Raw genomic sequence first — 21071 nt, 5'->3', positions numbered from 1 at the left:
ATGACGAGACCTGTTGCCCTGGTGACAGGGGCCCGCCAGGGGCTTGGGCGCGGGATCGCGCTGGCCCTGGCGGACAGGGGTTTTGACGTTGCAGCGGTGGACCTGCTGGAAGACGAGAAGTCCGAAAGCCTGCTGGCAGAGCTGTCGGCCAAAGGGGCCAAGGGCTACTTCGGCGTGATGGATCTGGCGGATCTCTCCGCCCACGAGGCCGCGCTGGACGCGGTCGAGGCCGCCCTTGGCCCGGTCGATGCGCTGATGAACAACGCGGGCATCGCCTCGCGTCCGCTGACCGACCTGCTGGAGATCAGCCCCGAGGCCTTTGACCGCAACCTTGGCATCAACCTGCGCGGGACCTTCTTCCTGACCCAGGCGATGGCGAACCGGATGGTGGGCCGCGACAGCGTGCACTACCGCTCGATCACCTTCATCGCCTCGATCGCGGCGACCCATGTGTCGACGGACCGCAGCCCCTACTGCGTGTCCAAGGCGGCGCTGTCGATGGTGACGCAACTTTACGCCGACCGGCTGGGCGCCTCCGGCATCGCGGTGCACGAGATCCGTCCGGGCTTCATCCGGACCGAGATGACCGGATCGGCGCCCACGGGCAAGATCGACGCCTATATCGAAAGCGGTGCCGTGGCGCAGAAACGTTGGGGCGAAACCTCCGACATCGGTCGCGTGGCGGCAACGCTCGCCTCGGGCGATCTGCCCTATGTGACCGGCCAACCGATTTACGTGGACGGGGGGTATCACATCCCCACGGCCTAAGACCCCGGGCCGAAAGGCCCTGAACAGACCCAAATGATCCCGCAGCCGCAGGCCTTCCTGCGGCAGCCGGTGGCGCTTGCCCGCGTCATCGGGGCGGGCATCGTCATGCAAAGGAGAGAGACATGCTCGATGAGGTCCAATATCAGGACGGTGCAGTGACCGTCGATGGCGTGACCGTCCGCTACCGCGTGGCGGGCCCCGACAATGGCCGCACGCCGCTGGTGCTGGTGCATGGCACCGCAGGCTCGATCGACGGGCATTTCGGCTACATCTTCCCGATGATGGCCTACCGTCAGCGGGTCATCGCACTGGACTGGTCCGAGCCGGACGGCGAAACGGTCGAGCTGGCCCATCTGGTGGCCCAGGTCCGCGCCGTGATCGAGGATGCGGTGCCCGAAGGCCCGATCACCCTGCTGGGCTATTCGCTGGGCGCCTGCGTGGTGGCCAAGGTCGCGGCAGAGCTGCCGGGCAAGGTCGAGAACCTGATCCTGGTCGCCGGCTGGCTGAAGACCGACACCCATCAGAAGATGCGCAACCGGGGCTGGCGCAAGCTGCGGGACGAGGACAGCCCCTCGATCACCGAATACATGACCTTCTGCGCCTTCTCTCCCGCCTTCATGAACATGAAGACGCTGGACGACATGGTAAGCGCGGCAGGGATGCTGAAGATGTCGCCCTTCGTCGACAAGCAGATGGATCTGAACACCCGGATCGACATCGCGGCGGACTGCGAGACCATCGCCGCCAAGACCCTGGTGATCGGCTGCGCCTACGACATGATGGTGCCCAAGCATCATTCCAAGCAGCTCTTCGGCGCCATCGAGGATGCCCGCTATACCGAGATCCCCTCGGGCCATGCCGTGGTGCATGAACGCGCGGCCGAGCTGTTCCACCAGATCGACATGTTCACCCGGGCCCCGGACACCTATCCGGCCGGCACCATGATCCCCGCCCAGAAACCCTGACGCCGAGATAACGGAGGTTCCCATCATGACCACCCACAGCAAGATCATCATCATCGGCGCGGGCTTTGCCGGTGTCGGCATGGGCATTCAGCTGAAGCGCACCGACCGCAACGATTTCCTGATCATCGAACGGGCCGAGGATGTCGGCGGCACCTGGCGCGACAACCACTATCCAGGCGTCGCCTGCGACGTGCCCTCGCATCTCTATTCCTTCTCCTACCTGCCCAAACCCGACTGGAGTCGGGTCTTTTCCCCGGGACCGGAGATCCAGCAGTACATCCGGGATTGCGCCGCGGGCGAGGGCCTGCTGGAGCATATCCACTTCGGCACCTCTATGCTGGCCAGCCGCTGGGACGATGCGACGAAGCTCTGGACCATCGAGACCGACAAGGGCGACTACACCTGCAACGTGCTGATCACCGGCACCGGCCACCTGGCCGACAGCCACATGCCCAAGATCGACGGGATCGAGACCTTCACCGGCGACCTGTTCCACTCGGCCGACTGGAACCATGAGGTGCCGCTGGAAGGCAAGCGCATCGGGGTTGTCGGCTCCGGCGCCTCGGCGATCCAGATCGTGCCCGAGATGCAGAAGGTGGCCAGCGAGATGGTCGTCTTCCAGCGTTCGGCCCCCTACATGATCCCCCGCTGGGACCGTGCCTTCACCGAGGGCGAAAAGCGCATGTTCCGCCGTGACCCCTCGACCGTGGAGGCCATGCGGTCGGAAATTTTCTGGGCTGGCGAATACAACTTCGCGCAGCGCCGCAACGTGCCCCGCTTCATCGCAGAGGCCCGCGCTCTTGCCCTGGGGAACCTGGAGCAGAACGTGCCCGACCCCGAGCTGCGCGCCAAGCTGACGCCGAACTACGACGTGGGCTGCAAACGCCTGCTGATCTCGAATGCCTACTACCCCGCCATGTGCGCCGAGAACACGACGCTGGAGGCCTCGGCCTTGGCAAAGATCGACGGCAACATGGTCTATGGCGCCAGCGGGGAGGGCTATGAGCTGGACGTGCTGGTCTTCGCCACCGGGTTCGAGGCTGTCCGTCCGCCCTTCGCGGCGCGGGTCTTCGGCACCGAGGGCATCAGCCTCGACGCGCATTGGGACAAGGGCATGCAGGCCTATGACTCCATCGCGGTCAATGGCTTCCCGAACCTCTTCATCATCAACGGGCCGAACACCGGCCTGGGCCATAACTCGGTCGTCTACATCATCGAGGCGCAGGTGAACTACATTCTGGAAGCGCTGGATCACCTTGAAGCCCAGCAGGTCCAGGTTTTCGAGGCCACCCGCGCCGCCGAAGACGCCTACATGGACAAGCTGCAGGGCCGGGCCGAAGGCACCGTCTGGCTCGCTGGCGGCTGCAAGTCCTGGTACGTCGATGAACGCTCCGGCCGCCTGACGCTGGTCTGGCCGGACTATGCGCATTCGTTCCGTGACGAGAACGGCCACTTCCACCCCGAGGGCTACGAGATGTCCACGGGCGCTGTCGCAGCCGAGTAAGGAAAGACCATGTTGAAGGACAAGATCATCATCATCACCGGGGTTTCCTCGGGGATCGGTCAGGAGACGGCGAAGCAGGTACTGGCGGCTGGCGGCAAGGTCGTCGGGATCGACCGCAACCCGCCTGCGATCGAGATGCAGGAGTTCCATCAGGTCGACCTGATGGACGAGGCCGCGGTGGACGAGCTCATCGCCAAGTTGAGCGACCTGAAGGCCGACGGTCTGGCCAACATCGCCGGTGTGCCGCCGACCGCCCCCAAGGAAGTGGTTCTTACGGTGAACCTGGTGGCACTGAAGAAGCTGACCATGGGGCTGGTGGGCAGCCTGGCCGATGGGGCCTCAATCGTGAACCTCGCCTCTCTGGCCGGTCTCGGCTGGGAAGGGGAGGTCGCCAAGATCAAGGCGGCCGAGGGGCTGACCCATTCCGATGTCCCGGCCTTCTGCGCGGCAAACGGGATCACTTCGGAGAACAGCTATTTCTTCACCAAGCAGGTGCTGGTCGCCTGGACCCACCAGAACCGCTGGACCTGGCGCGACCGGGGCATCCGCATGAACAGCGTAAGCCCCGGGCCGGTGGATACGCCGATCCTGGGTGACTTCCTGGAAACCCTGGGCGAGCGCGCCGAGGAGGACATGCGGATCATGGACCGTCCGGGCAGGCCCACGGACATCGCGCCGGTGGTCACGTTCCTGTTGTCGCCGGGTTCGATCTGGCTGCGGGGCGTGAATATTCCCTGCGACGGTGGTATGAGGGCCCATATCGAGGCCACGTCCAACGGCCTGGAATGAGGAGATAATCATGAAGGATCTGGATCTTCTGATCGGTGGCGAGAATGCCGCCGCCGAGGGTGGGCGCAGCTATGACCGCGTGAATCCGGTCAGCGGCGAAACCGCGACCCGCGCGGCGGCGGCGTCCGTTGCCGATGCCAAGGCTGCGGTTGCCGCGGCACAGGCGGCCTTTGCCGAATGGTCCGCCCTGGGGCCGGAGGCGCGCCGCGCCGTGCTGGTAAAGGCGGGCGACATCATGGATGCCCGTGCCGGTGACTTCGTTGCCGCCATGACCGAAGAGACCGGTGCCACCAGGATCTGGGCCGGATTCAACGTGCACCTTGCCGCTGGCATGCTGCGCGAGGCAGGCGCCATGACCACGCAGATCGGCGGGGAGGTCATCCCCTCGAACAAGCCGGGCACGCTGGCCATGGCCGTCAACAAGCCGCGTGGCGTCTGCCTGGGCATCGCGCCCTGGAACGCGCCGGTGATCCTGGGGACGCGCGCTGTCGCCATGGCGCTGGCTTGCGGCAACACCGTAGTTCTGAAGGCATCGGAGATGTGCCCGCGCACCCATCGGCTGATTGGCGAGTGCCTGACGGAGGCGGGGCTGCCCAAAGGGGCGATCAACGTCATTTCCAACGCCCCGGAAGACGCGGCTGAAGTGGTGAAGGCCCTGATCGAGGCGCCCGAGGTGCGGCATGTGAACTTCACCGGATCCACCGGAGTCGGTCGCATCATCGGTCGTCTGGCCGGTGAGAACCTGAAGCCCGCGTTGCTGGAACTGGGCGGCAAGGCGCCCTTCGTGGTTCTGGAAGATGCAGACCTGGAGGGCGCGGTGAATGCGGCGATCTTCGGAAGCTTCATGAACCAGGGGCAGATCTGCATGTCGACCGAACGTATCATCGTCGTGGATGCCGTGGCCGATGCCTTCGTCGAGAAGCTGGCCGCCAAGGCCGCGACCCTGCCGTGGGGCGATCCGGCAAAGGGCGATGTTGTGCTGGGCTCGCTGGTCTCTCCGGAAGCGGGTGCAAAGATGGAAGCCCTGATTTCCGATGCCACGGCGAAGGGCGCGACACTCGTGGCTGGGGGCGCGTGCGAAGGTGCCCTGCATTCCGCGACCCTGCTGGACGGTGTGACGCCCGAGATGCGCATCTACGCCGAGGAAAGCTTTGGTCCGGTGAAGTCCGTGATCCGCGTGGCAGACACGGAAGAGGCTATCAGGGTCGCGAACGATACCGAGTACGGACTTTCCTCGGCCGTGTTCAGTCAGGATATCACCCGGGCGCTTGATGTGGCGAACCGCCTCGAAAGCGGCATATGCCACGTGAACGGCCCGACGGTTTCGGATGAGCCGCAGATGCCTTTCGGCGGTGTCAAAGCCTCTGGCTATGGCCGGTTCGGCGGCAAGTCGGGGATCGCCGAATTCACTGTGCTTCGCTGGATCACGATCGAGGATCCCAAGCAGCACTATCCTTTCTGAGGCCCTCGGGCCGACACGATATGGACAGCCCCGGTCACGGCCGGGGCTTTCGTTTTTGCAAGGCGGATAATGGGTGGGGAATCGCGGGTCCGGGAAGTTACTCCTGATTTGATCTTGTCGCGCGGAAAGTTCGTGTAAAGATAGGGCTGGTCGTTTGAGTATGGAGGGCGCGCGCGTGTCGGGTGGCAAGATCAGGAACATGGAGGAATTTGCCTCGGTTAGCGGGCTCTCTCGACCGACGGTTTCGAAATACTTCCAGGATCCGATGAGCGTGCGCGCAACGACCCGGGCAAGGATCGAGGAGGCGCTGGAACGGTACGACTATCGACCGAACGTCTTTGCCATCAATCAGAACCGGAAGCTGACGAAGAATGTCGGCATCGTGGTTCCCTACCTTGCGGATCCCTTCTTTGCCGAACTGGCGCGCAACATCGAACAGCGATGTATCGATGTCGGGTATCAGCCAACGCTCTACAGCTCACACGGGCAGCAGGCGCTTGAAAACGACATCCTCGACAGTCTGCGCTCTCTCAAGCCCGCGGGCGTGCTTCTCGCGGCGCTCGGGCGGGGATCGGACAAGGCGGTGGTGGAGAAGTTCTGCGCCGATGTCCCGACCGTGCTGTTCGACAGCTTCTTGCCGGATTTCGGCCTGGCGTTCGTCGGCTCCGATAACCATCAGTTTGCCAAGCTCATCGTCGAGTATCTATGCAGGTCCGGCGAGCCGCCCTGCTTCTTCGAGATGGAGACACCAGCCAACCCGAACGCGAACAGGCGTCGGCTGGGATACATCGAAGCGATGGAAGCGCATGGCCACGAGCCTCGGATCGTGCGTGCGCCGGGCGAGGGCTGGGACTTCGAGGAGATCGGCCTTCGCGGGGGCCTGGCGGCGCTTGATGAGGGCGCGTTCAATACCAATACGGTTCTTTGCAGCAATGACCGACTGGCAATCGGTTTCCTGACGGCGTGTTACAAGCGCGGGCTGAAGGTCGGGCTGGAACCCGATTGCCAGATTCGCGTCGCCGGGCAGGATGATCACCCCTTTTCACGCTTCACCTGCCCGCCGATGACCACGGTCGCGCAGGACTACGAGTCCGTTTCCCGCACCTCGGTGGAGAGGCTGTTTCAGGCCATAGAGGGCGATGAAAAATCAAGGGAAAATACCTTCTTCGAAGGGCGGCTCGTGATGCGGGATTCTGCGTGAGCAAAGTTAAAAATTTCCGCGCGTAAAATTTATTTTGACAAGTCATGAGAGGCTTGGCTAGGGTCTGCAGGCATCCAGAGTTAAGGGAGGAAAAGGATGTTTGCCAAGAACGCACTTCGTGCGGCGACTGCACTTACGCTGATTTCGGCGGTTGCGGCCCACGCAGGCACCATCACCATCGCGACCGTGAACAATGGCGACATGATCCGCATGCAGGGTCTGACCGACGATTTCACCGCGAAGACCGGCCACGAGGTCGAATGGGTGACGCTGGAGGAGAACGTGCTGCGTCAGCGCGTCACCACCGACATCACGACCAAGGGCGGTCAGTTCGACATCATGACCATCGGCATGTACGAGACCCCGATCTGGGGTGCCAACGGCTGGCTCGTGCCGCTGGACGACCTGTCCGACGACTACGACGTGGACGACATCCTGCCGGCCATGCGCAATGGCCTGTCCGTCGACGGCACGCTCTACGCGGCGCCCTTCTACGGCGAAAGCTCCATGATCATGTATCGCAAGGACCTGATGGAAAAGGCCGGCATGGAAATGCCCGAGGCGCCGACCTGGGACTTCATCCGGGATGCGGCCCTGGCCATGACCGACAAGGACAACGAGATCTACGGCATCTGTCTGCGCGGCAAGGCCGGCTGGGGGGAGAACATGGCCTTCCTGACGGCCATGGGCAACTCCTTCGGCGCGCGCTGGTTCGACGAGGACTGGCAGGCCCAGTTCGACAGCGACGCCTGGAAGGAAACGCTGACCTTCTATCTGGACCTGATGGACAAGGCGGGCCCTCCCGGTGCGTCCGGCAATGGCTTCAACGAGAACCTTTCGCTGTTCCAGCAGGGCAAGTGCGGCATGTGGATCGACGCCACGGTGGCGGCCTCCTTCGTGACCAACCCCGATGACAGCTCGGTCGCCGACCAGGTGGGCTTTGCCCTGGCGCCCGACACCGGCAAGGGCAAGCGTGGCAACTGGCTCTGGGCCTGGGCGCTTGGCATCCCGGCGGGCACCGACAACGTGGACGCCGCCAAGGAGTTCATCGAGTGGGCGACCTCGAAAGAGTACATCGAGCTGGTCGCGTCCAAGGAAGGCTGGGCGAATGTTCCCCCGGGTGCACGGACCTCTCTCTACGAGACGCCGGAGTACCAGGAGGTGCCCTTCGCCAAGATGACCCTCGACTCCATCAACTCTGCTGATCCGCTGGAGCCCACCGTCGATCCGGTGCCCTATGTCGGCGTGCAATTCGTCGCGATCCCGGAATTCGCGGGTTTCGCCACCGAAGTGGGGCAGGAGTTCTCTGCCGCGCTGGCCGGCCAGCAAACGGCCGAAGAAGCGCTGGAAAAGGCCCAGGCCCTGACCACCGATGCGATGGAAGCGGCCGGCTACTGAGCCGTCCATGCTGACAACCTGACCGAAGGGCGCTGGCGTGCGCCCTTCGGCACTTCACCCAAAGACCCACACCCTGACGACGATCGGCGCCGCGCGCCGGTGGCGGAGGTGCTTTCAATGGCAACACAGCATTCCCGATCCGCAGCCCGGCTGATGATGGCCCCAGCGGTGATCCTGCTTCTTGGCTGGATGTTGGTTCCTCTCACCATGACCCTTTGGTTTTCCTTCAAGAAATACCTGCCACTGAGAGGTGGCGACCTGGGCTGGGTGGGCTTCGACAACTATGTCCGCTTCGTTTCCTCCAGCTCGTTCTGGCCCGCAGTTCAGACGACCCTGGTCATCGTCCTTGGGGTTCTGGTGATCACCGTGGTCTTCGGCGTGCTGCTGGCGATCCTGCTGGATCAGCCGATGTGGGGACAGGGAATCGTGCGGATCCTGGTGATCGCGCCCTTCTTCGTCATGCCGACCGTGTCGGCGCTGGTGTGGAAGAACATGTTCATGGACCCGGTGAATGGCTTGCTTGCGCACCTGTGGAAGGCCTTCGGGGCGGAGCCCGTCTCCTGGCTGACCGAGGCCTCGCTGCCCTCGATCATCCTGATCGTCAGCTGGCAATGGCTGCCCTTCGCGACACTGATCCTGCTGACCGCGATCCAGTCGCTCGACAGCGAGCAGTTGGAAGCGGCGGAGATGGACGGCGCCCCGGTGATCAAGCGCTTCTGGCACATCGTATTGCCGCACCTCGGGCGGGCGATGACGGTGGTTGTCCTGATCCAGACCATCTTCCTGCTGTCGATCTTCGCAGAGATCTTCGTGACCACCCAGGGCTCCTTCGGGACCCGGACGCTGAGCTACCTGATCTTCCAGCGCGTGCTGGAAAGCCAGAACGTCGGGCTCGGCTCCGCCGGTGGTGTCTATGCCATCATCCTCGCCAATATCGTCGCGCTCTTCCTGATGCGCATCGTCGGCAAGAACCTGGACGCCTGAGGAGGAGAGACCGTGGCACGAGCCGTCAGAACCAACCGCAAGATCCTGAACACCGTCCTTGCCTGGGCCGTGGGGCTGCTGATCTTCTTCCCGATCCTCTGGACGATCCTGACAAGCTTCAAGACCGAAGCCGATGCGATCGCCAGCCCGCCGCTGTTCCTCAACTTCCACTGGACGCTGGAGAATTACGCGGTGGTGCAGGAGCGCTCGGACTACATGCGCTACCTGTGGAACTCGATCATCGTCGCCGGCGGTTCCACGCTGCTCGGCATCATCGTGGCGGTGCCGGCCGCCTGGTCCATGGCCTTCGTGCCCTCCAAGCGGACCAAGGACATCCTGATGTGGATGCTGTCCACGAAGATGCTGCCGGCCGTGGGGGTGCTCTACCCGATCTACCTGATCTTCATCCGTCTGGGTCTGCTGGACAGCAAGATCGGCCTGGTGGTGGTGCTGATGCTGATCAACCTGCCGATCATCATCTGGATGCTCTACACCTACTTCCGCGAGATCCCTTCGGAGATCCTGGAGGCGAGCCGGATGGATGGCGCGACCCTGCGGGCGGAGATCCTCTATGTGCTGACGCCGATGGCGGTGCCGGGCATCGCCTCCACCATCCTGCTCAACATCATCCTCGCCTGGAACGAGGCCTTCTGGACGCTGAACCTGACGGCTGCGAAAGCGGCGCCGCTGACGGCCTTCATCGCCAGCTACTCCAGCCCCGAAGGTCTGTTCTACGCCAAGCTCTCGGCGGCCTCCACCATGGCCATCGCGCCGATCCTGATCCTGGGCTGGTTCAGCCAGAAGCAGCTGGTGCGCGGTCTGACCTTCGGCGCGGTGAAGTGAAACAGGCCAGCATGGCCCGGAAATAGAGCCCTGAAACAAGGACTAGAAGACAATGGGACGTATCACCCTCGACAAGGTCACCAAGCGGTTCGGCGACCTGGAAGTCATCCCGCCGCTGGACCTGACCATCGAAGATGGCGAATTCACCGTCTTTGTCGGCCCGTCCGGCTGCGGCAAGTCCACCCTGCTGCGGCTGATCGCGGGGCTCGAGGACATCTCCTCCGGCCAGATCCGCATCGACAGGGAGGATGCCACGCATGTGCCGCCGGCGAAACGCGGGTTGGCCATGGTGTTTCAAAGCTACGCCCTCTACCCGCATATGTCGGTGAGGAAGAACATCGCCTTCCCCCTGCGCATGGCGAAGCTGGACAAGGCAGAGATCGACAAGCGGGTCGAAAACGCCGCTTCGGTGCTGAATCTCACGGATTACCTGGACCGGCGTCCCGGGCAGCTTTCGGGTGGCCAGCGGCAGCGGGTGGCGATCGGCCGTGCCATCGTGCGCGAACCCGCAGCCTTCCTTTTCGACGAGCCGCTGTCGAACCTCGACGCTGCGCTGCGGGTCGGAATGCGCCTGGAAATTTCCGAGCTGCATGAACGGCTCAAGACCACGATGATCTACGTCACCCACGACCAGGTCGAAGCGATGACCATGGCCGACAAGATCGTGGTGCTGCGCAAGGGCAACATCGAACAGGTGGGCAGCCCGCTGGAACTCTACCGCAGTCCGCGCAACCTGTTCGTTGCCGGCTTCATCGGCTCTCCGAAGATGAACTTCATCGAGGGAGAAGAAGCGGCGAAGCACGGAGCCCACACCATCGGGATCCGGCCCGAGCATATCGACGTGTCGGCCGAAGCAGGGCAGTGGTCCGGGAAGGTGGGCGTATCGGAACATCTCGGTTCCGATACCTTCTTCCACATCCATGAAACCGGCCTGGCGGAAACGATCACCGTGCGGGCCGGGGGGGAAGTTTCCATCCGCCACGGCGACCGGATTTTCCTGACACCGCGTGACGACTCCGTTCACAAGTTCGGCGCTGACGGCCTGCGCTTTGACTGAACGGCCCTTCCGCGCCCATTCGCGGGCGCGGACACCGCGGCTCCTCCCGCGCCCGCTCCTCGTGCGAAAGACCTGCTCATGAAACTTTGCAACGCCACACTTTCCGACCTCCCGGAGACCATGCTGCGCCCCGTCTACGATCGTGATGCGATCACCCCGGGCATCGTGCATATCGGCATGGGGAATTTTCACCGGGCCCATCAGGCCTGGTACCTGCACAGGCTGATGCAGGAAGGGCAGGCGATGGACTGGGGCATCCTTGGCGCGGGGGTGAGGCCCTATGATGCCACAATGCGGGAAAAATTGCTTGCCCAGGACGGGCTGACAACGCTGATCGAACTGGACCCCGCTGGCACCTCGGCCGAGGTCATCGGCTCCATCATCGGGTATATTCCGATTGCGGAGGGGAACGGGCCGCTGATTGCCCAGATGGCCGCACCGGAGATCCGGATCGTATCGCTGACGGTCACGGAAGGCGGCTATTACCTTGATCCGGCGACCAAGAAATTTGATCCCACCCATCCCGACATCGCTCATGATGCCGCTGCACCGCTGGCACCGCGCACGGCCTTCGGGGCCATTGTCGCGGCGTTGCGCATGCGCCGGGCAGAAGGGACGGGGCCCTTCACCTGCCAGAGCTGCGACAACCTTCCCGGCAACGGTGCGATCCTGAAGGAAGTCGTCACCTCTCTGGCCAGGCTATCGGATCCAGCGCTTGCCGACTGGATCGAGGCCGAGGTGAGCTTTCCCAATTCCATGGTGGACTGCATCGTGCCGGCCACCGGGGCGCGCGAACTTGCCCTGGCGCAGGGTTTCGGTGTCGAGGACATGGCGCCCGTCACCCATGAGAACTTTCGCCAATGGGTGATAGAGGACAAATTCTGCGCCGGTCGCCCCGCGTGGGAGAAGGTCGGGGCGACCATCTCTGAACATGTGCATGACTTTGAGGCGATGAAGCTGCGTATCCTCAATGGCGGCCACCAGATCATTTCGGACGCCGGAGAGATCCTGGGCCTGACGACGATTGCGGAAACCATGGCTCACCCGCTGATCCGGGGCCTCTTTCGCAAGATCGCTACAGAGGAAATCGCGCCGCATATCCGCGACGTTCCGGGCATGACGCCAGAGGCCTATGTCGACCTGATCGAGAGGCGTTTTTCCAACCCTGAGATCCTGGATACCGTGCGCCGCGTGGCCTTCGACGGGTCATCGCGCCATACCGGGGCGCTTTTGCCTGTGATCCGGGAGGGATTGGCGGGTGGCGCGTCGGTCGCGGGGCTTGCCCTGTCCCAGGCTCTCTGGGCGCGAATGTGTAGCGGTGTCAGGGAAAATGGGACGGTCATCGAACCCAACGATCCGGTCTGGGAAGACCTGGTCGGTGCCGCTGTCGCTGCCCAGCAGGAGCCACAGGCCTGGTTGGAGCAACGACAGTTCTATGGCAGCCTCGCCGACGCTGCCGACTTCGCGGAGAGCTTCGCCGGCTGGCTGCAGGGTTTGTATGATCACGGGGCAGAGGCGACCCTTGCCGCCTACCTGGACGGCTGAACCATGAGCTTTCTCGGGATCGACCTTGGCACCTCGGGCCTGAGGGCGCTGCTGGTGGATGCGGAGGGGGTGCCGATCGGGGCGGCGGAGCGAGCCTGCACCGTGCAGTGTCGCAAACCCGGCTGGTCGGAGCAGGACCCGGCAGAGTGGATTGCCGCCCTGGAGGACGCAGTGGCAGAGCTTCGTGCCAGCCACCCCGAGTTCGCGGGGCTGCGTGGCATCGGTGTCGCGGGGCACATGCATGGGGCGACCCTGCTTGATCGCAAGGGCGCGGTGCTGCGCCCCTGCATCCTGTGGAACGACACCCGCAGTCATCTCGAGGCTGCAGAACTCGACCGGACGTCGGGCGTGCAGGAGGCTTCGGGCAACATCGTCTTCCCCGGTTTCACGGCGCCCAAGCTGGAATGGCTGCGGATCCATGAGCCCGAGGTCCACGCGCGGGTCGCCACGGTCCTTTTGCCGGCGGCTTTCCTTTCGCGCTATCTGACCGGCGAAAACGTGGCGGACATGTCCGACAGCGCGGGGACTTCCTGGCTGGATCTGCGGGCAAGGGACTGGGCTTCGGGTTTGCTGGGTGTTTCGCACATGCGGGCGGATCAGATGCCCCGGTTGGTAGAGGGATCGGCGCATGCAGGGGATCTGCGCGCGGAGCTTGCCGCACGCTGGGGGCTGTCGGGGCCGGTTGCCGTTGCGGGTGGTGCTGGGGACAATGCTGCAGCCGCTTGCGGGATCGGGGCGCTGGATGAAGGGCAGGGGTTCGTTTCCCTTGGAACCTCCGGCGTGCTGCTGGTCGCGCGGGATGGCTGCATGCCCGCGCCGGAAACCGCCCTGCATACCTTTTGCCATGCGGTGCCGGACCGTTGGTACCAGATGGGCGTTATGCTTTCGGCAACGGACAGCCTGAACTGGTTTTCCCGCATTTGCGGTCGCCGACCGGCAGAGCTGACAGCGCTTCTGGGAGAGGACGTCGCCCCGCCGGGAAGGGAGCGGTTCCTTCCCTACCTCGCAGGCGAAAGAACGCCCCACAATGATGCGCACATACGCGCAGGTTTCACGGGGCTCGGGACCGAAAGCGACCTGGCGGCAATGACACGCGCGGTGCTGGAAGGCGTCTGCTACGGTTTGCGCGACAGTGCGGAGGCCCTTCGGGCTGTCGGGGCCAGGCCGCAAACGCTCCATGCGATCGGCGGCGGGACGGCCTCCCGCTATTGGTTGCGGTTGCTGGCGACCGTGCTGGATCTGCCGCTGCTCAGACCGCGCGGAGGGGAGTTCGGCGCGGCACTGGGCGCCGCACGGTTGGGGATCACCGCCGCGACGGGGCGCCGGCCCGAGGATGTGATGCTTCCGCCCACGGACTGCGAACGGATCGAACCCGTGGCCGGGTTGAAAGACCAGTTCGACGAAGGCTACGCCGGCTTCCGCGCGGCCTATGCGGGGCTTTCTGCCATTCAATAGGGCGTCGCGCCTCCTTTTCGAAAAGGCAACGGACCCGCAAAAGGCAACCGGCCCCGCGGAAGGACGCGGGGCCGGATCCCCCGGTACCCGGGGACATCGGGCCGGAGGCCGAGGGGGAGACGGCCGAAGCCTGGATGGAGACGACGGCATCCGCCCGGGGGATCTGAAGGACGGCAGCAGCGGGAGGGATGTGGCCGCTGCCGTCCGACCTCGCTTCAGAAGAAGCCGAGCTTGTTGGGGTTGTAACTGACCAGCATGTTCTTGGTCTGCTGGTAGTGGTCGAGCATCATCTTGTGGGTTTCCCGCCCGATGCCGGATTGCTTGTAACCCCCGAAGGCCGCGTGGGCCGGGTAGGCGTGGTAGTTGTTCACCCAGACGCGGCCGGCCTCGATGCCGCGACCGAAGCGGTAGGCGCGGGTCCCGTCACGGGTCCAGACGCCGGCGCCGAGACCGTACATCGTGTCGTTCGCGATCGCCATCGCCTCTTCCTCGTCCTTGAAGGTGGTGACTGAGACCACGGGGCCGAAGATTTCCTCCTGGAAGACGCGCATCTTGTTGTGGCCCTTCAGGATGGTCGGCTGGATGTAGTAGCCGTTGGCGATGTCGCCGTTGAACCGTGCCGCGGCGCCCCCTGCCAGGACTTCCGCGCCTTCCTCGACCCCGATGGTCAGGTAGGACAGGATCTTGTCCTGCTGCTCGGCCGAGGCCTGCGCGCCCACCATGGTGTTAATGTCGCGGGGGTCTCCCTGAACGATGGCTTCCACCCGCGCGATGCAGCGCTTGATGAACTCCTCGTAGATGTCTTCCTGGATAAGCGCGCGGGACGGGCAGGTGCAGACCTCTCCCTGGTTGAAGGCGAAGAGGACGAAGCCTTCGACCGCCTTGTCGAGGAAGGCGTCATCTTCGGCCATCACGTCGGAGAAGAAGATGTTGGGGGACTTGCCGCCGAGTTCCAGCGTGACCGGGATCAGGTTCTTGGTTGCGGCCTTCATGATGATGCGGCCTGTTTCGGTCGAACCGGTGAAGGCGATCTTGGCGATCCGGTCGCTTTCGGCCAGCGGGCTGCCCACTTCGGGGCCCATGCCGTTAACGATGTTCAACACGCCGTCGGGCAGAAGGTCCGCGATGCATTCCACCAGCACCATGATGGCGGCCGGGGTCTGCTCCGCAGGTTTCAGCACGATGCAGTTGCCCGCGGCCAGGGCCGGGGCCAGCTTCCATGCGGCCATCAGGACCGAGAAGTTCCAGGGAATGATCTGCCCCACGACGCCCAGGGGTTCGTGGAAGTGGTAGGCCACGGTGTCCGCGTCGATTTCGGACATGGTGCCTTCCTGGCTGCGCAGGACGCCTGCGAAGTAGCGGAAATGGTCGACCGAAAGCGGAATGTCTGCCGCCATCGTTTCCCGGATCGGCTTGCCGTTGTCCCAGGTCTCCGCGGTGGCGATCAGCTCCAGGTTTTCCTCGATGCGGTCGGCGATCTTCAGCAGGATGTTGCTCCGTTCCGCCGCGGGTGTCTTTCCCCAAGCGTCCTTTGCCGCATGGGCCGCATCAAGGGCCAGCTCCACATCGGCGGCATCGGAACGGGCGACTTCGCAAACGGTCGCGCCGGTGATGGGGGTGATGTTGTCGAAGTAGCGGCCACTGACGGGGGCGACGAACTTGCCGCCGATGAAGTTGTCGTAGCGCTGTTTGAACGGCGAGGTGTACTGCCCTGCGGCCTGTGTCATCTCGTTCATCTTGGGTCTCCTCCATGTGCCCGGATCCTCCATCCGGGTGTCAGGGAAGATGGCAGTGGCCGAAGGATTCGTCAGGATGGGGCAAGCATTCGGATCCGGCGAAGTGTCTCAGATCAGAGACAGGGGCCAGGTTCTCTTGCGGCTAGTCGCCGATGCCGAGGCGCTTCATGCGGCGGTAGAGCGTGGCGCGGCCGATCCCGAGGTCGCGTGCGGCCTCCGAAACGTTTCCGCCGGCGCGGGTCAGGGCCCGCTTGACCGCGGCCCGTTCCGCCTTTTCGAAGCCCTTGGCGCCGTCTTCGCGACCGAAGAGATCCGATGCCGGACGGGGTCTGAAGCTGCCGCAGGTTTCCAGGCCGAAGGCGCGGCGGGCTTCGCGGGTGGCGCCGACGACGATATCGTCATTGTCCACCGCGAGGAGCGCGCCCGCGATTGCCTCACCTTCACCGGTCACGACGATCCGGGCCTTTGGGAAGGAGGAGCGGAAGAAGTCCGCCTCGATTGCGCGGGCGGTTTCACCGACCATTGCCGCGATCAGCCGGTTGAAGCCCTCGGTCTGGTCGGCACGGGCTGAGGACACATCAAGCGCTGCCAGGATCTGGCCATCCGGATCGAAAATGGGCGCATCCATGCAGGACATGCCGATATTGCGCGCCATGAAGTGTTCATTGCGATGGATCGTGACCTGCCGCTGTTCTGCAATGCAGGTGCCGATTCCATTCGTGCCCTCCGCCGCTTCCGACCAGTCGGCACCGGGGCTGAGGCCCCAGTCGCGGAAGGTGTCCGCATCCCCGGAGGAACATCGCTGGTCCAGGATGATCCCGCTGCCATCCGTCAGCAGGACGCCGCAGCCGGACTGGCCGACCAGGTCGAAAAGCTGGTCCAGCTTGGGCGCGGCGATGCGCATGAAGCGTTCCAATTCGCCACGGCGGGTGGCAAGGGCCTCCTGGGCGAGGCGATCAACGGGGGTTTCGGTCGCCGGGTCCAGCCCGAAGTGCGTGGCCGAACGCCGCCAGGACGCAGCCAGGGGCGAGCGTGCAGCGGCGGAGCGCGACGCAATGGCGCTCATCACCCGTTCGATATGCAGGCTTCTGTCGGTAATTTCGGTCTCCTCCACGACCTGATTACCCCAGAGTAAGCCTACAGACAATTTGCAAGTTCAAGAGATGCCCGATTCCCGGCGTCTTCCCGCCCCGGTAGAAGGGGCGGGAACGCGGTTGGCGCGCCTCATTCCGGCCTAGCGAAGGATGTTCAGGGCGTCGAAATCGACGCTGTCCGTGGCCGAGGCCAGATCCTCGATCGAGTCGTACAGAAGCTCCAGCGCGTAGTGCGGATTATGCGCGTAGATGCCCGGGTCTGCGGTGACCAGCTTCCAGTTGTAGGCCGCCTTGAGGGATCGCGGGGTCCAGCTGCCGTAGCTCACCGTCTTGCCATCAACCTGATCCGCGACACCGTCGCCGTTCGCGTCTGCGAAGAAGTACGGATAATGCGCTTCGAAGACGAGCGCGGTGCCGGCCACCTCGCCGGTGTAGGCGACAAGGGTATCCATCAGTGTCTGCGCGTTCGCGGCGATGTCGGACTGGATGCCCACGGACAGGTTGCCGGACCCGTCATAGCTTTGCTTGCGGATTCTGATGGCGCGCGGGCCCTCTGCGTCGTGGCAGGTCGTGCAGGTTTCCACTTTGACTTCGAGACTGTGCTTATCATGGCAGGAGACGCAGGTGGCGACCGGACGGGCGTGGAAGAAACGTCCCGAGTAGGTCTTGCCGTCGTAGTGATAGCCGGAACCGCCATATCCGCCGAGCCAGCTGGCCGCTGCCGTGGCGTAGTGGGGATTGACGAAGCGCAGCGACGGGTCGGGCGTGTCGACGGGCTTGTCCGCAACCGCACCGGCCACGCTGCTGCCTGCGGCACGACCGGAGTGGCAGGTCATGCAGGCGGCTTCGACCCCGACCACCGGGTGCACGACACCGGAGGGCAGGGTGATTTCCGTGATGGAGGCGAGCCCGTCGTTGTGACAGGTCTCGCAATCGACCACGCCGCCGGTCGGAATCGGGTTCTCCGGCAGGCCGGGGGCGCTGCCGTCGAGGCCATGGAAGCTGCGGAAGCCCGCGCCGGAGTGGCAAACGGAACAGTTGGGCGGGATTTCGCCGTCCTCGTCCCAGTGGCGGAAGGCCTCTGCAGTGGCGTCGGAATGCCCGCCTTTCAGCCAGGCGGTGATGGCCGCGGTGTTCTGCGCCGAAAGCGCCTTTGGTTCAAATGGGCCTGCTTCCGGCAGGACGAAAGGGGTGACTGCATCGTCCTGGGCAACGGCCGGAACGGCGGTGGCGCAGAAGCAGGCGATCAGAAGTGAAACGAAGTGTCTTTTGGCTGCAAAGAGACCTGGCATTGGTTTTTCCCTGATGCTGGCTTTCAAAATGGCGTTCCCATGCCATAGTACCTTCGGTGGCGTATTGAGCAATGTGCGAGTGGGTGCCCGGCCAGATCATGCCATCAAATTGGAGGGACGATGTTTCAACGTGCGATTGAGGCAGGGCTGGCTCTGCCCACTCAGGGCGTGTCCGTTTCGGCGCCGGCACTGACGGATCTGATCACCGACGAGGCTGCGATCACGGCGAATCATGGCGAACATCTGCGACTGGACATGCTGGTGGCGGAAGATGCCCCGATCCCGGCTGGCGCTCCGGTCGCGCGGTTGCGCGATCACCCCGAAATCTGCCTGGTGGCGCCGATGCCTGCGCGGGTCGCGCAGGTGCGACTGGGGCCGGGTCGGCAGCTGAAGGAAATCGTCCTGTTCCGGGAACCCGGGGAGGACCGCCATCAGCATGACGTGGAAGGTGCGGCTGCCGGGGATGACGGCGCCTTGCGGGCGCTGATGCAGGCAAGCGGGCTCTGGCGGGCGCTGCGCAGCCGTCCTTTCGGGCGTATGCCCCGATCGGAGGAGATCCCCGCCGCCATCTTCGTCATGGCGGTCGACAGCCGGCCTCTCGCCGCCGACCCGGTGGCACAGCTGGAGGGCCGTGGAGAAGAGTTGCTCCGGGGTCTGGCAGCCCTTGGGCGACTGACGGAGGGGCCCGTTTTCCTCTGCCAGCCTGAAGGGCCTCTGCTGGCCGGGCCGGGGGCGATCGAGGGCCGGTTGCAGGTTCTGACCTGTGGTTCTCTTCATCCCGGCGGGCTGGCCGGGTTCCGCATTCATGCGAGACACCCCGCGTCGGTCGAGGCGCCGGTCTGGGATGTCGCGGCAGAGGATGTGGCCGATCTCGGTGCGCTGCTTATGAGCGGGATGCGCCCGATGCTGCGCACCGTTTCGGTTGCCGGTCCCGCCATGACCGAGGCGCGTTTGCTTCGCTGTCAGGAGGGGGCGAGCCTGCGCGGGCTGTGCCATGGTTTCACGAAACCGGGGGCGCAGAGCCTGCTGCTCGGATCCTCGCTGGAGGGGCGTGAAGGGGCCTGGCTGGGGCCGCGCGACCGGCTGGTGACGGTTTTGCCAAGGCACAGGCCTCCGCACAGGGGTCATTGGTTTCGCGCCGCGTTGCGCCGTGCGGCTCGACCGCTGCCGATCATCCCCTCTGCCGCGCTGGAACAGGCGCTCGGTGGTACGCTCGCCGGGGTTGCGCTTGTCCGCGCCCTGTCGTCCGGAGATGACGAAACCCTGGTTTCGCTCGGGGGGCTATCCCTGCTGGAGGAGGACCTGGCCCTTGCTGATTACGTGACAGGGGCGGAGCCGCCGCTGTCGACGATGCTGCGGGTGTCCCTTGATCGCATCGCGGCGGAGGAAGCCGCATGAGCCGGGGGATCTGGGATAGGGAAACGATTGCGCTTCTGCTGCTGATCTGCCTGATGCCACTAGCCCTGGCATGGCTCTGGTATGGCGGTATCGAGGCCTCGGGGCGCCTTGCCCTTGCGTTGCTGGTGTCCGGGATCTGGCACCTGTTCTTCATGATTGCCCGCGCGCAGCCTCCCAGCTTCGCCGGGGCGGTGACGGCGTTGGCCGTGGCGATGCTGGCCCCCGAGGATCTGGGCCCGGCCCGGCTGATCCTGGGGATCACCTTCGGATCGGTTATGGGCGAGCTGGTCTTCGGCGGCTGGGGACGCAATGTCATCAACCCGGCAACGGTGACGCTTGCCTTCCTGGGCTTCGGTTTCCCCGCCGCCCCCTGGCCCGAATTCGTTCTGCCGGTCGCCTGGGCGGCGATCCCCGCGGCGGGGCTGGGTGTCCTGTTGGGTGTGCTTCCGGGGCGCGTTCTGGCCGGGGCGCTGCTGGCGGCGGGCGTGACCTGGCTCGCCTCCGGGGGGAGCTGGCCCCAGGGCCTGGCCGAGGTGCTTCCGGCGGCCTGGCTGGGCCTCGTTCTGCTGGTCTGTGATCCGGTCGCCAGTGCCGCAACCCGACCGGGCCGTTGGGGCAACGGTCTGCTCTACGGGGCGCTGGTGGTGCTCTTCGCGGTTGGCTGGCAGGGCGGCGAACCGGTTCAGATCACGGTCTCCGCAGCGCTTCTGGCATCGCTCGCCGCCCCGATACTCGATGAGACCGCCCTTACCATCTGGCGCGCAAGACGGAGGAAGTACCTTGGCTGACCTCAACCCATTCTCCGCCTGGCGCCGGCTGCTGGCCCTGCCGAACGAGAGCCGGACCAAGACTGTCGTCGTGGCCTTTCTTGTCTCGGCCTGCTGCGCGCTGATGGTCAGCGGGGCGACGGTCATCCTTCGGCCGATCCAGGCCGCCAATCGCGCGGCGGAGGAGCAGGCCCGGCTGGAGGCGCTGATCGCCGGCATTCCCGGTATGTCGGACCTTCTGGAACAGTCGGGCGGCACGCTTTCCACGGTCGTGATCGACCTCGACAAGGGGCGGGCGGCGACCCAGATCACCCCGGCGACGCTTGAAACCGCCCTGGGAGACACCGCGAACTGGACCGTCCTGGATGCGGGCGACGACCTGGCCGGTCTGGTGCAGCGACCGGACTACGCGCAGGTCTACCTGCTGCGGACCGGAGAGGAGATCTCCTTGCTGCTGCTGCCGTTCAGCGGGCAGGGGTACAACGGTCAGATCGACGGCATTCTGGCCCTGAAGGGGGACATGCACACCATCGCGGGGCTGACCATCACGGATCAGTCCGAAACACCCGGCCTCGGGGCCCGGATCGAGGAGCCTGCATGGCAGTCCTCCTTCAACGGGGTGAAAACGGTCGACGCCGCGGGGGAGGTCCGCTTCGCCGTCGCCAAGGGGCCCGCCGCGACCGAGTACGAGGTCGACGGGATCACCGGGGCCACGCGGACCAGCTCCGCAATGACGCGGATCCTGCGGTTCTGGCTTGGGGACCTGGGTTACGGCCCGCTGATCGAGGCCATCCGGCGCGGGGAGTTCTGATC

Annotated in this window: 18 protein-coding genes; 15 read left to right on the top strand and 3 right to left on the bottom strand. The window is 64.7% G+C overall.

Annotated features, from left to right (window positions below):
• The 12 genes from AC2IR1_RS14815 (at window position 1) to xylB (ending at window position 13971) form a co-directional block, all read left to right on the top strand.
• Entirely contained in the window at window positions 1–768 is a 768-nt protein-coding gene (locus AC2IR1_RS14815; protein ID WP_486472740.1) for a 3-ketoacyl-ACP reductase, read from the top strand.
• A 122-nt stretch (window positions 769–890) separates the two neighbouring features.
• Window positions 891–1733, top strand: a complete 843-nt coding sequence (locus tag AC2IR1_RS14810) for an alpha/beta fold hydrolase (protein WP_486472739.1) — start codon at window positions 891–893, stop codon at window positions 1731–1733.
• Between the two features lie 25 nt (window positions 1734–1758).
• Window positions 1759–3237 carry a flavin-containing monooxygenase gene (locus AC2IR1_RS14805; RefSeq protein ID WP_486472738.1) on the top strand — a complete coding sequence of 493 codons (1479 nt, stop codon included), beginning with the start codon at window positions 1759–1761 and terminating at the stop codon, window positions 3235–3237.
• A gap of 9 nt (window positions 3238–3246) precedes the next feature.
• Window positions 3247–4026: a coniferyl-alcohol dehydrogenase gene (locus AC2IR1_RS14800; protein WP_486472737.1), complete on the top strand. Its 780-nt coding sequence runs from the start codon at window positions 3247–3249 to the stop codon at window positions 4024–4026.
• 10 nt (window positions 4027–4036) lie between these two features.
• Window positions 4037–5488, top strand: a complete 1452-nt coding sequence (locus tag AC2IR1_RS14795; RefSeq protein WP_486472736.1) for an aldehyde dehydrogenase — start codon at window positions 4037–4039, stop codon at window positions 5486–5488.
• A 175-nt stretch (window positions 5489–5663) separates the two neighbouring features.
• Window positions 5664–6689, top strand: a complete 1026-nt coding sequence (locus AC2IR1_RS14790; protein ID WP_486472735.1) for a LacI family DNA-binding transcriptional regulator — start codon at window positions 5664–5666, stop codon at window positions 6687–6689.
• A 96-nt stretch (window positions 6690–6785) separates the two neighbouring features.
• Complete coding sequence (locus tag AC2IR1_RS14785; RefSeq protein WP_486472734.1) at window positions 6786–8087, top strand: ABC transporter substrate-binding protein; 1302 nt, start codon at window positions 6786–6788, stop codon at window positions 8085–8087.
• 117 nt (window positions 8088–8204) lie between these two features.
• Entirely contained in the window at window positions 8205–9071 is an 867-nt protein-coding gene (locus AC2IR1_RS14780) for a carbohydrate ABC transporter permease (RefSeq protein ID WP_486472733.1), read from the top strand.
• A 12-nt stretch (window positions 9072–9083) separates the two neighbouring features.
• Window positions 9084–9914 carry a carbohydrate ABC transporter permease gene (locus AC2IR1_RS14775; protein ID WP_486472732.1) on the top strand — a complete coding sequence of 277 codons (831 nt, stop codon included), beginning with the start codon at window positions 9084–9086 and terminating at the stop codon, window positions 9912–9914.
• A 52-nt stretch (window positions 9915–9966) separates the two neighbouring features.
• On the top strand, window positions 9967–10971 hold the full coding sequence (locus AC2IR1_RS14770; RefSeq protein ID WP_486472731.1) for an ABC transporter ATP-binding protein: 1005 nt from the start codon (window positions 9967–9969) through the stop codon (window positions 10969–10971).
• Window positions 10972–11049: 78 nt separating this feature from the next.
• Window positions 11050–12516, top strand: a complete 1467-nt coding sequence (locus tag AC2IR1_RS14765) for a mannitol dehydrogenase family protein (RefSeq protein ID WP_486472730.1) — start codon at window positions 11050–11052, stop codon at window positions 12514–12516.
• Window positions 12517–12519: 3 nt separating this feature from the next.
• The gene (gene xylB / locus AC2IR1_RS14760; protein ID WP_486472729.1) at window positions 12520–13971 is read left to right on the top strand and encodes a xylulokinase; all 1452 of its coding nucleotides are present in this window, start codon (window positions 12520–12522) and stop codon (window positions 13969–13971) included.
• 215 nt (window positions 13972–14186) lie between these two features.
• On the opposite strand, the gene adh is transcribed toward xylB, so the two are convergent.
• The 3 genes from adh to AC2IR1_RS14745 form a co-directional block, all read right to left on the bottom strand.
• A complete protein-coding gene (gene adh, locus AC2IR1_RS14755; RefSeq protein ID WP_486472728.1) occupies window positions 14187–15707 on the bottom strand; it encodes an aldehyde dehydrogenase in 1521 nt (506 codons plus the stop codon).
• A gap of 142 nt (window positions 15708–15849) precedes the next feature.
• On the bottom strand, window positions 15850–16773 hold the full coding sequence (locus AC2IR1_RS14750) for a helix-turn-helix domain-containing protein (protein ID WP_486476420.1): 924 nt from the start codon (window positions 16771–16773) through the stop codon (window positions 15850–15852).
• A gap of 168 nt (window positions 16774–16941) precedes the next feature.
• Window positions 16942–18093, bottom strand: coding sequence for a cytochrome C (locus AC2IR1_RS14745; RefSeq protein ID WP_486472727.1), 1152 nt, complete (start codon window positions 18091–18093; stop codon window positions 16942–16944).
• 120 nt (window positions 18094–18213) lie between these two features.
• Here AC2IR1_RS14745 and AC2IR1_RS14740 point away from each other — a divergent pair, with 120 nt between their 5' ends.
• The 3 genes from AC2IR1_RS14740 to AC2IR1_RS14730 are packed head-to-tail and all read left to right on the top strand — an operon-like array spanning window position 18214 to window position 21069.
• Window positions 18214–19491: a Na(+)-translocating NADH-quinone reductase subunit A gene (locus AC2IR1_RS14740; RefSeq protein ID WP_486472726.1), complete on the top strand. Its 1278-nt coding sequence runs from the start codon at window positions 18214–18216 to the stop codon at window positions 19489–19491.
• Entirely contained in the window at window positions 19488–20279 is a 792-nt protein-coding gene (locus AC2IR1_RS14735) for an RnfABCDGE type electron transport complex subunit D (RefSeq protein ID WP_486472725.1), read from the top strand. Before AC2IR1_RS14740 ends, AC2IR1_RS14735 begins: the two co-directional genes overlap by 4 nt.
• Window positions 20272–21069, top strand: coding sequence for an FMN-binding protein (locus AC2IR1_RS14730; protein ID WP_486472724.1), 798 nt, complete (start codon window positions 20272–20274; stop codon window positions 21067–21069). The genes AC2IR1_RS14735 and AC2IR1_RS14730 overlap by 8 nt, the downstream gene beginning before the upstream one ends.
• Window positions 21070–21071: the final 2 nt, after the last annotated feature.

The organism is Pseudooceanicola sp. NS-SX8 (assembly GCF_057380755.1).
The sequence above is the reverse complement of the archived record's forward strand: the minus strand, read 5'-3'. Positions and strand labels throughout refer to the sequence as shown.

Bases quoted from the DNA above. Each gene is read 5' to 3' on its own strand.
- AC2IR1_RS14795 (WP_486472736.1), top strand. From the start codon at position 4,037: ATGAAGGATCTGGATCTTCTGATCGGTGGCGAGAATGCCGCCGCCGAG.
- xylB (WP_486472729.1), top strand. From the start codon at position 12,520: ATGAGCTTTCTCGGGATCGACCTTGGCACCTCGGGCCTGAGGGCGCTG.
- AC2IR1_RS14770 (WP_486472731.1), top strand. From the start codon at position 9,967: ATGGGACGTATCACCCTCGACAAGGTCACCAAGCGGTTCGGCGACCTG.
- AC2IR1_RS14810 (WP_486472739.1), top strand. From the start codon at position 891: ATGCTCGATGAGGTCCAATATCAGGACGGTGCAGTGACCGTCGATGGC.
- AC2IR1_RS14785 (WP_486472734.1), top strand. From the start codon at position 6,786: ATGTTTGCCAAGAACGCACTTCGTGCGGCGACTGCACTTACGCTGATT.
- AC2IR1_RS14735 (WP_486472725.1), top strand. From the start codon at position 19,488: ATGAGCCGGGGGATCTGGGATAGGGAAACGATTGCGCTTCTGCTGCTG.
- AC2IR1_RS14805 (WP_486472738.1), top strand. From the start codon at position 1,759: ATGACCACCCACAGCAAGATCATCATCATCGGCGCGGGCTTTGCCGGT.
- adh (WP_486472728.1), bottom strand. From the start codon at position 15,707: ATGAACGAGATGACACAGGCCGCAGGGCAGTACACCTCGCCGTTCAAA.
- AC2IR1_RS14800 (WP_486472737.1), top strand. From the start codon at position 3,247: ATGTTGAAGGACAAGATCATCATCATCACCGGGGTTTCCTCGGGGATC.
- AC2IR1_RS14745 (WP_486472727.1), bottom strand. From the start codon at position 18,093: ATGCCAGGTCTCTTTGCAGCCAAAAGACACTTCGTTTCACTTCTGATC.
- AC2IR1_RS14740 (WP_486472726.1), top strand. From the start codon at position 18,214: ATGTTTCAACGTGCGATTGAGGCAGGGCTGGCTCTGCCCACTCAGGGC.
- AC2IR1_RS14765 (WP_486472730.1), top strand. From the start codon at position 11,050: ATGAAACTTTGCAACGCCACACTTTCCGACCTCCCGGAGACCATGCTG.
- AC2IR1_RS14815 (WP_486472740.1), top strand. From the start codon at position 1: ATGACGAGACCTGTTGCCCTGGTGACAGGGGCCCGCCAGGGGCTTGGG.
- AC2IR1_RS14780 (WP_486472733.1), top strand. From the start codon at position 8,205: ATGGCAACACAGCATTCCCGATCCGCAGCCCGGCTGATGATGGCCCCA.
- AC2IR1_RS14750 (WP_486476420.1), bottom strand. From the start codon at position 16,773: ATGAGCGCCATTGCGTCGCGCTCCGCCGCTGCACGCTCGCCCCTGGCT.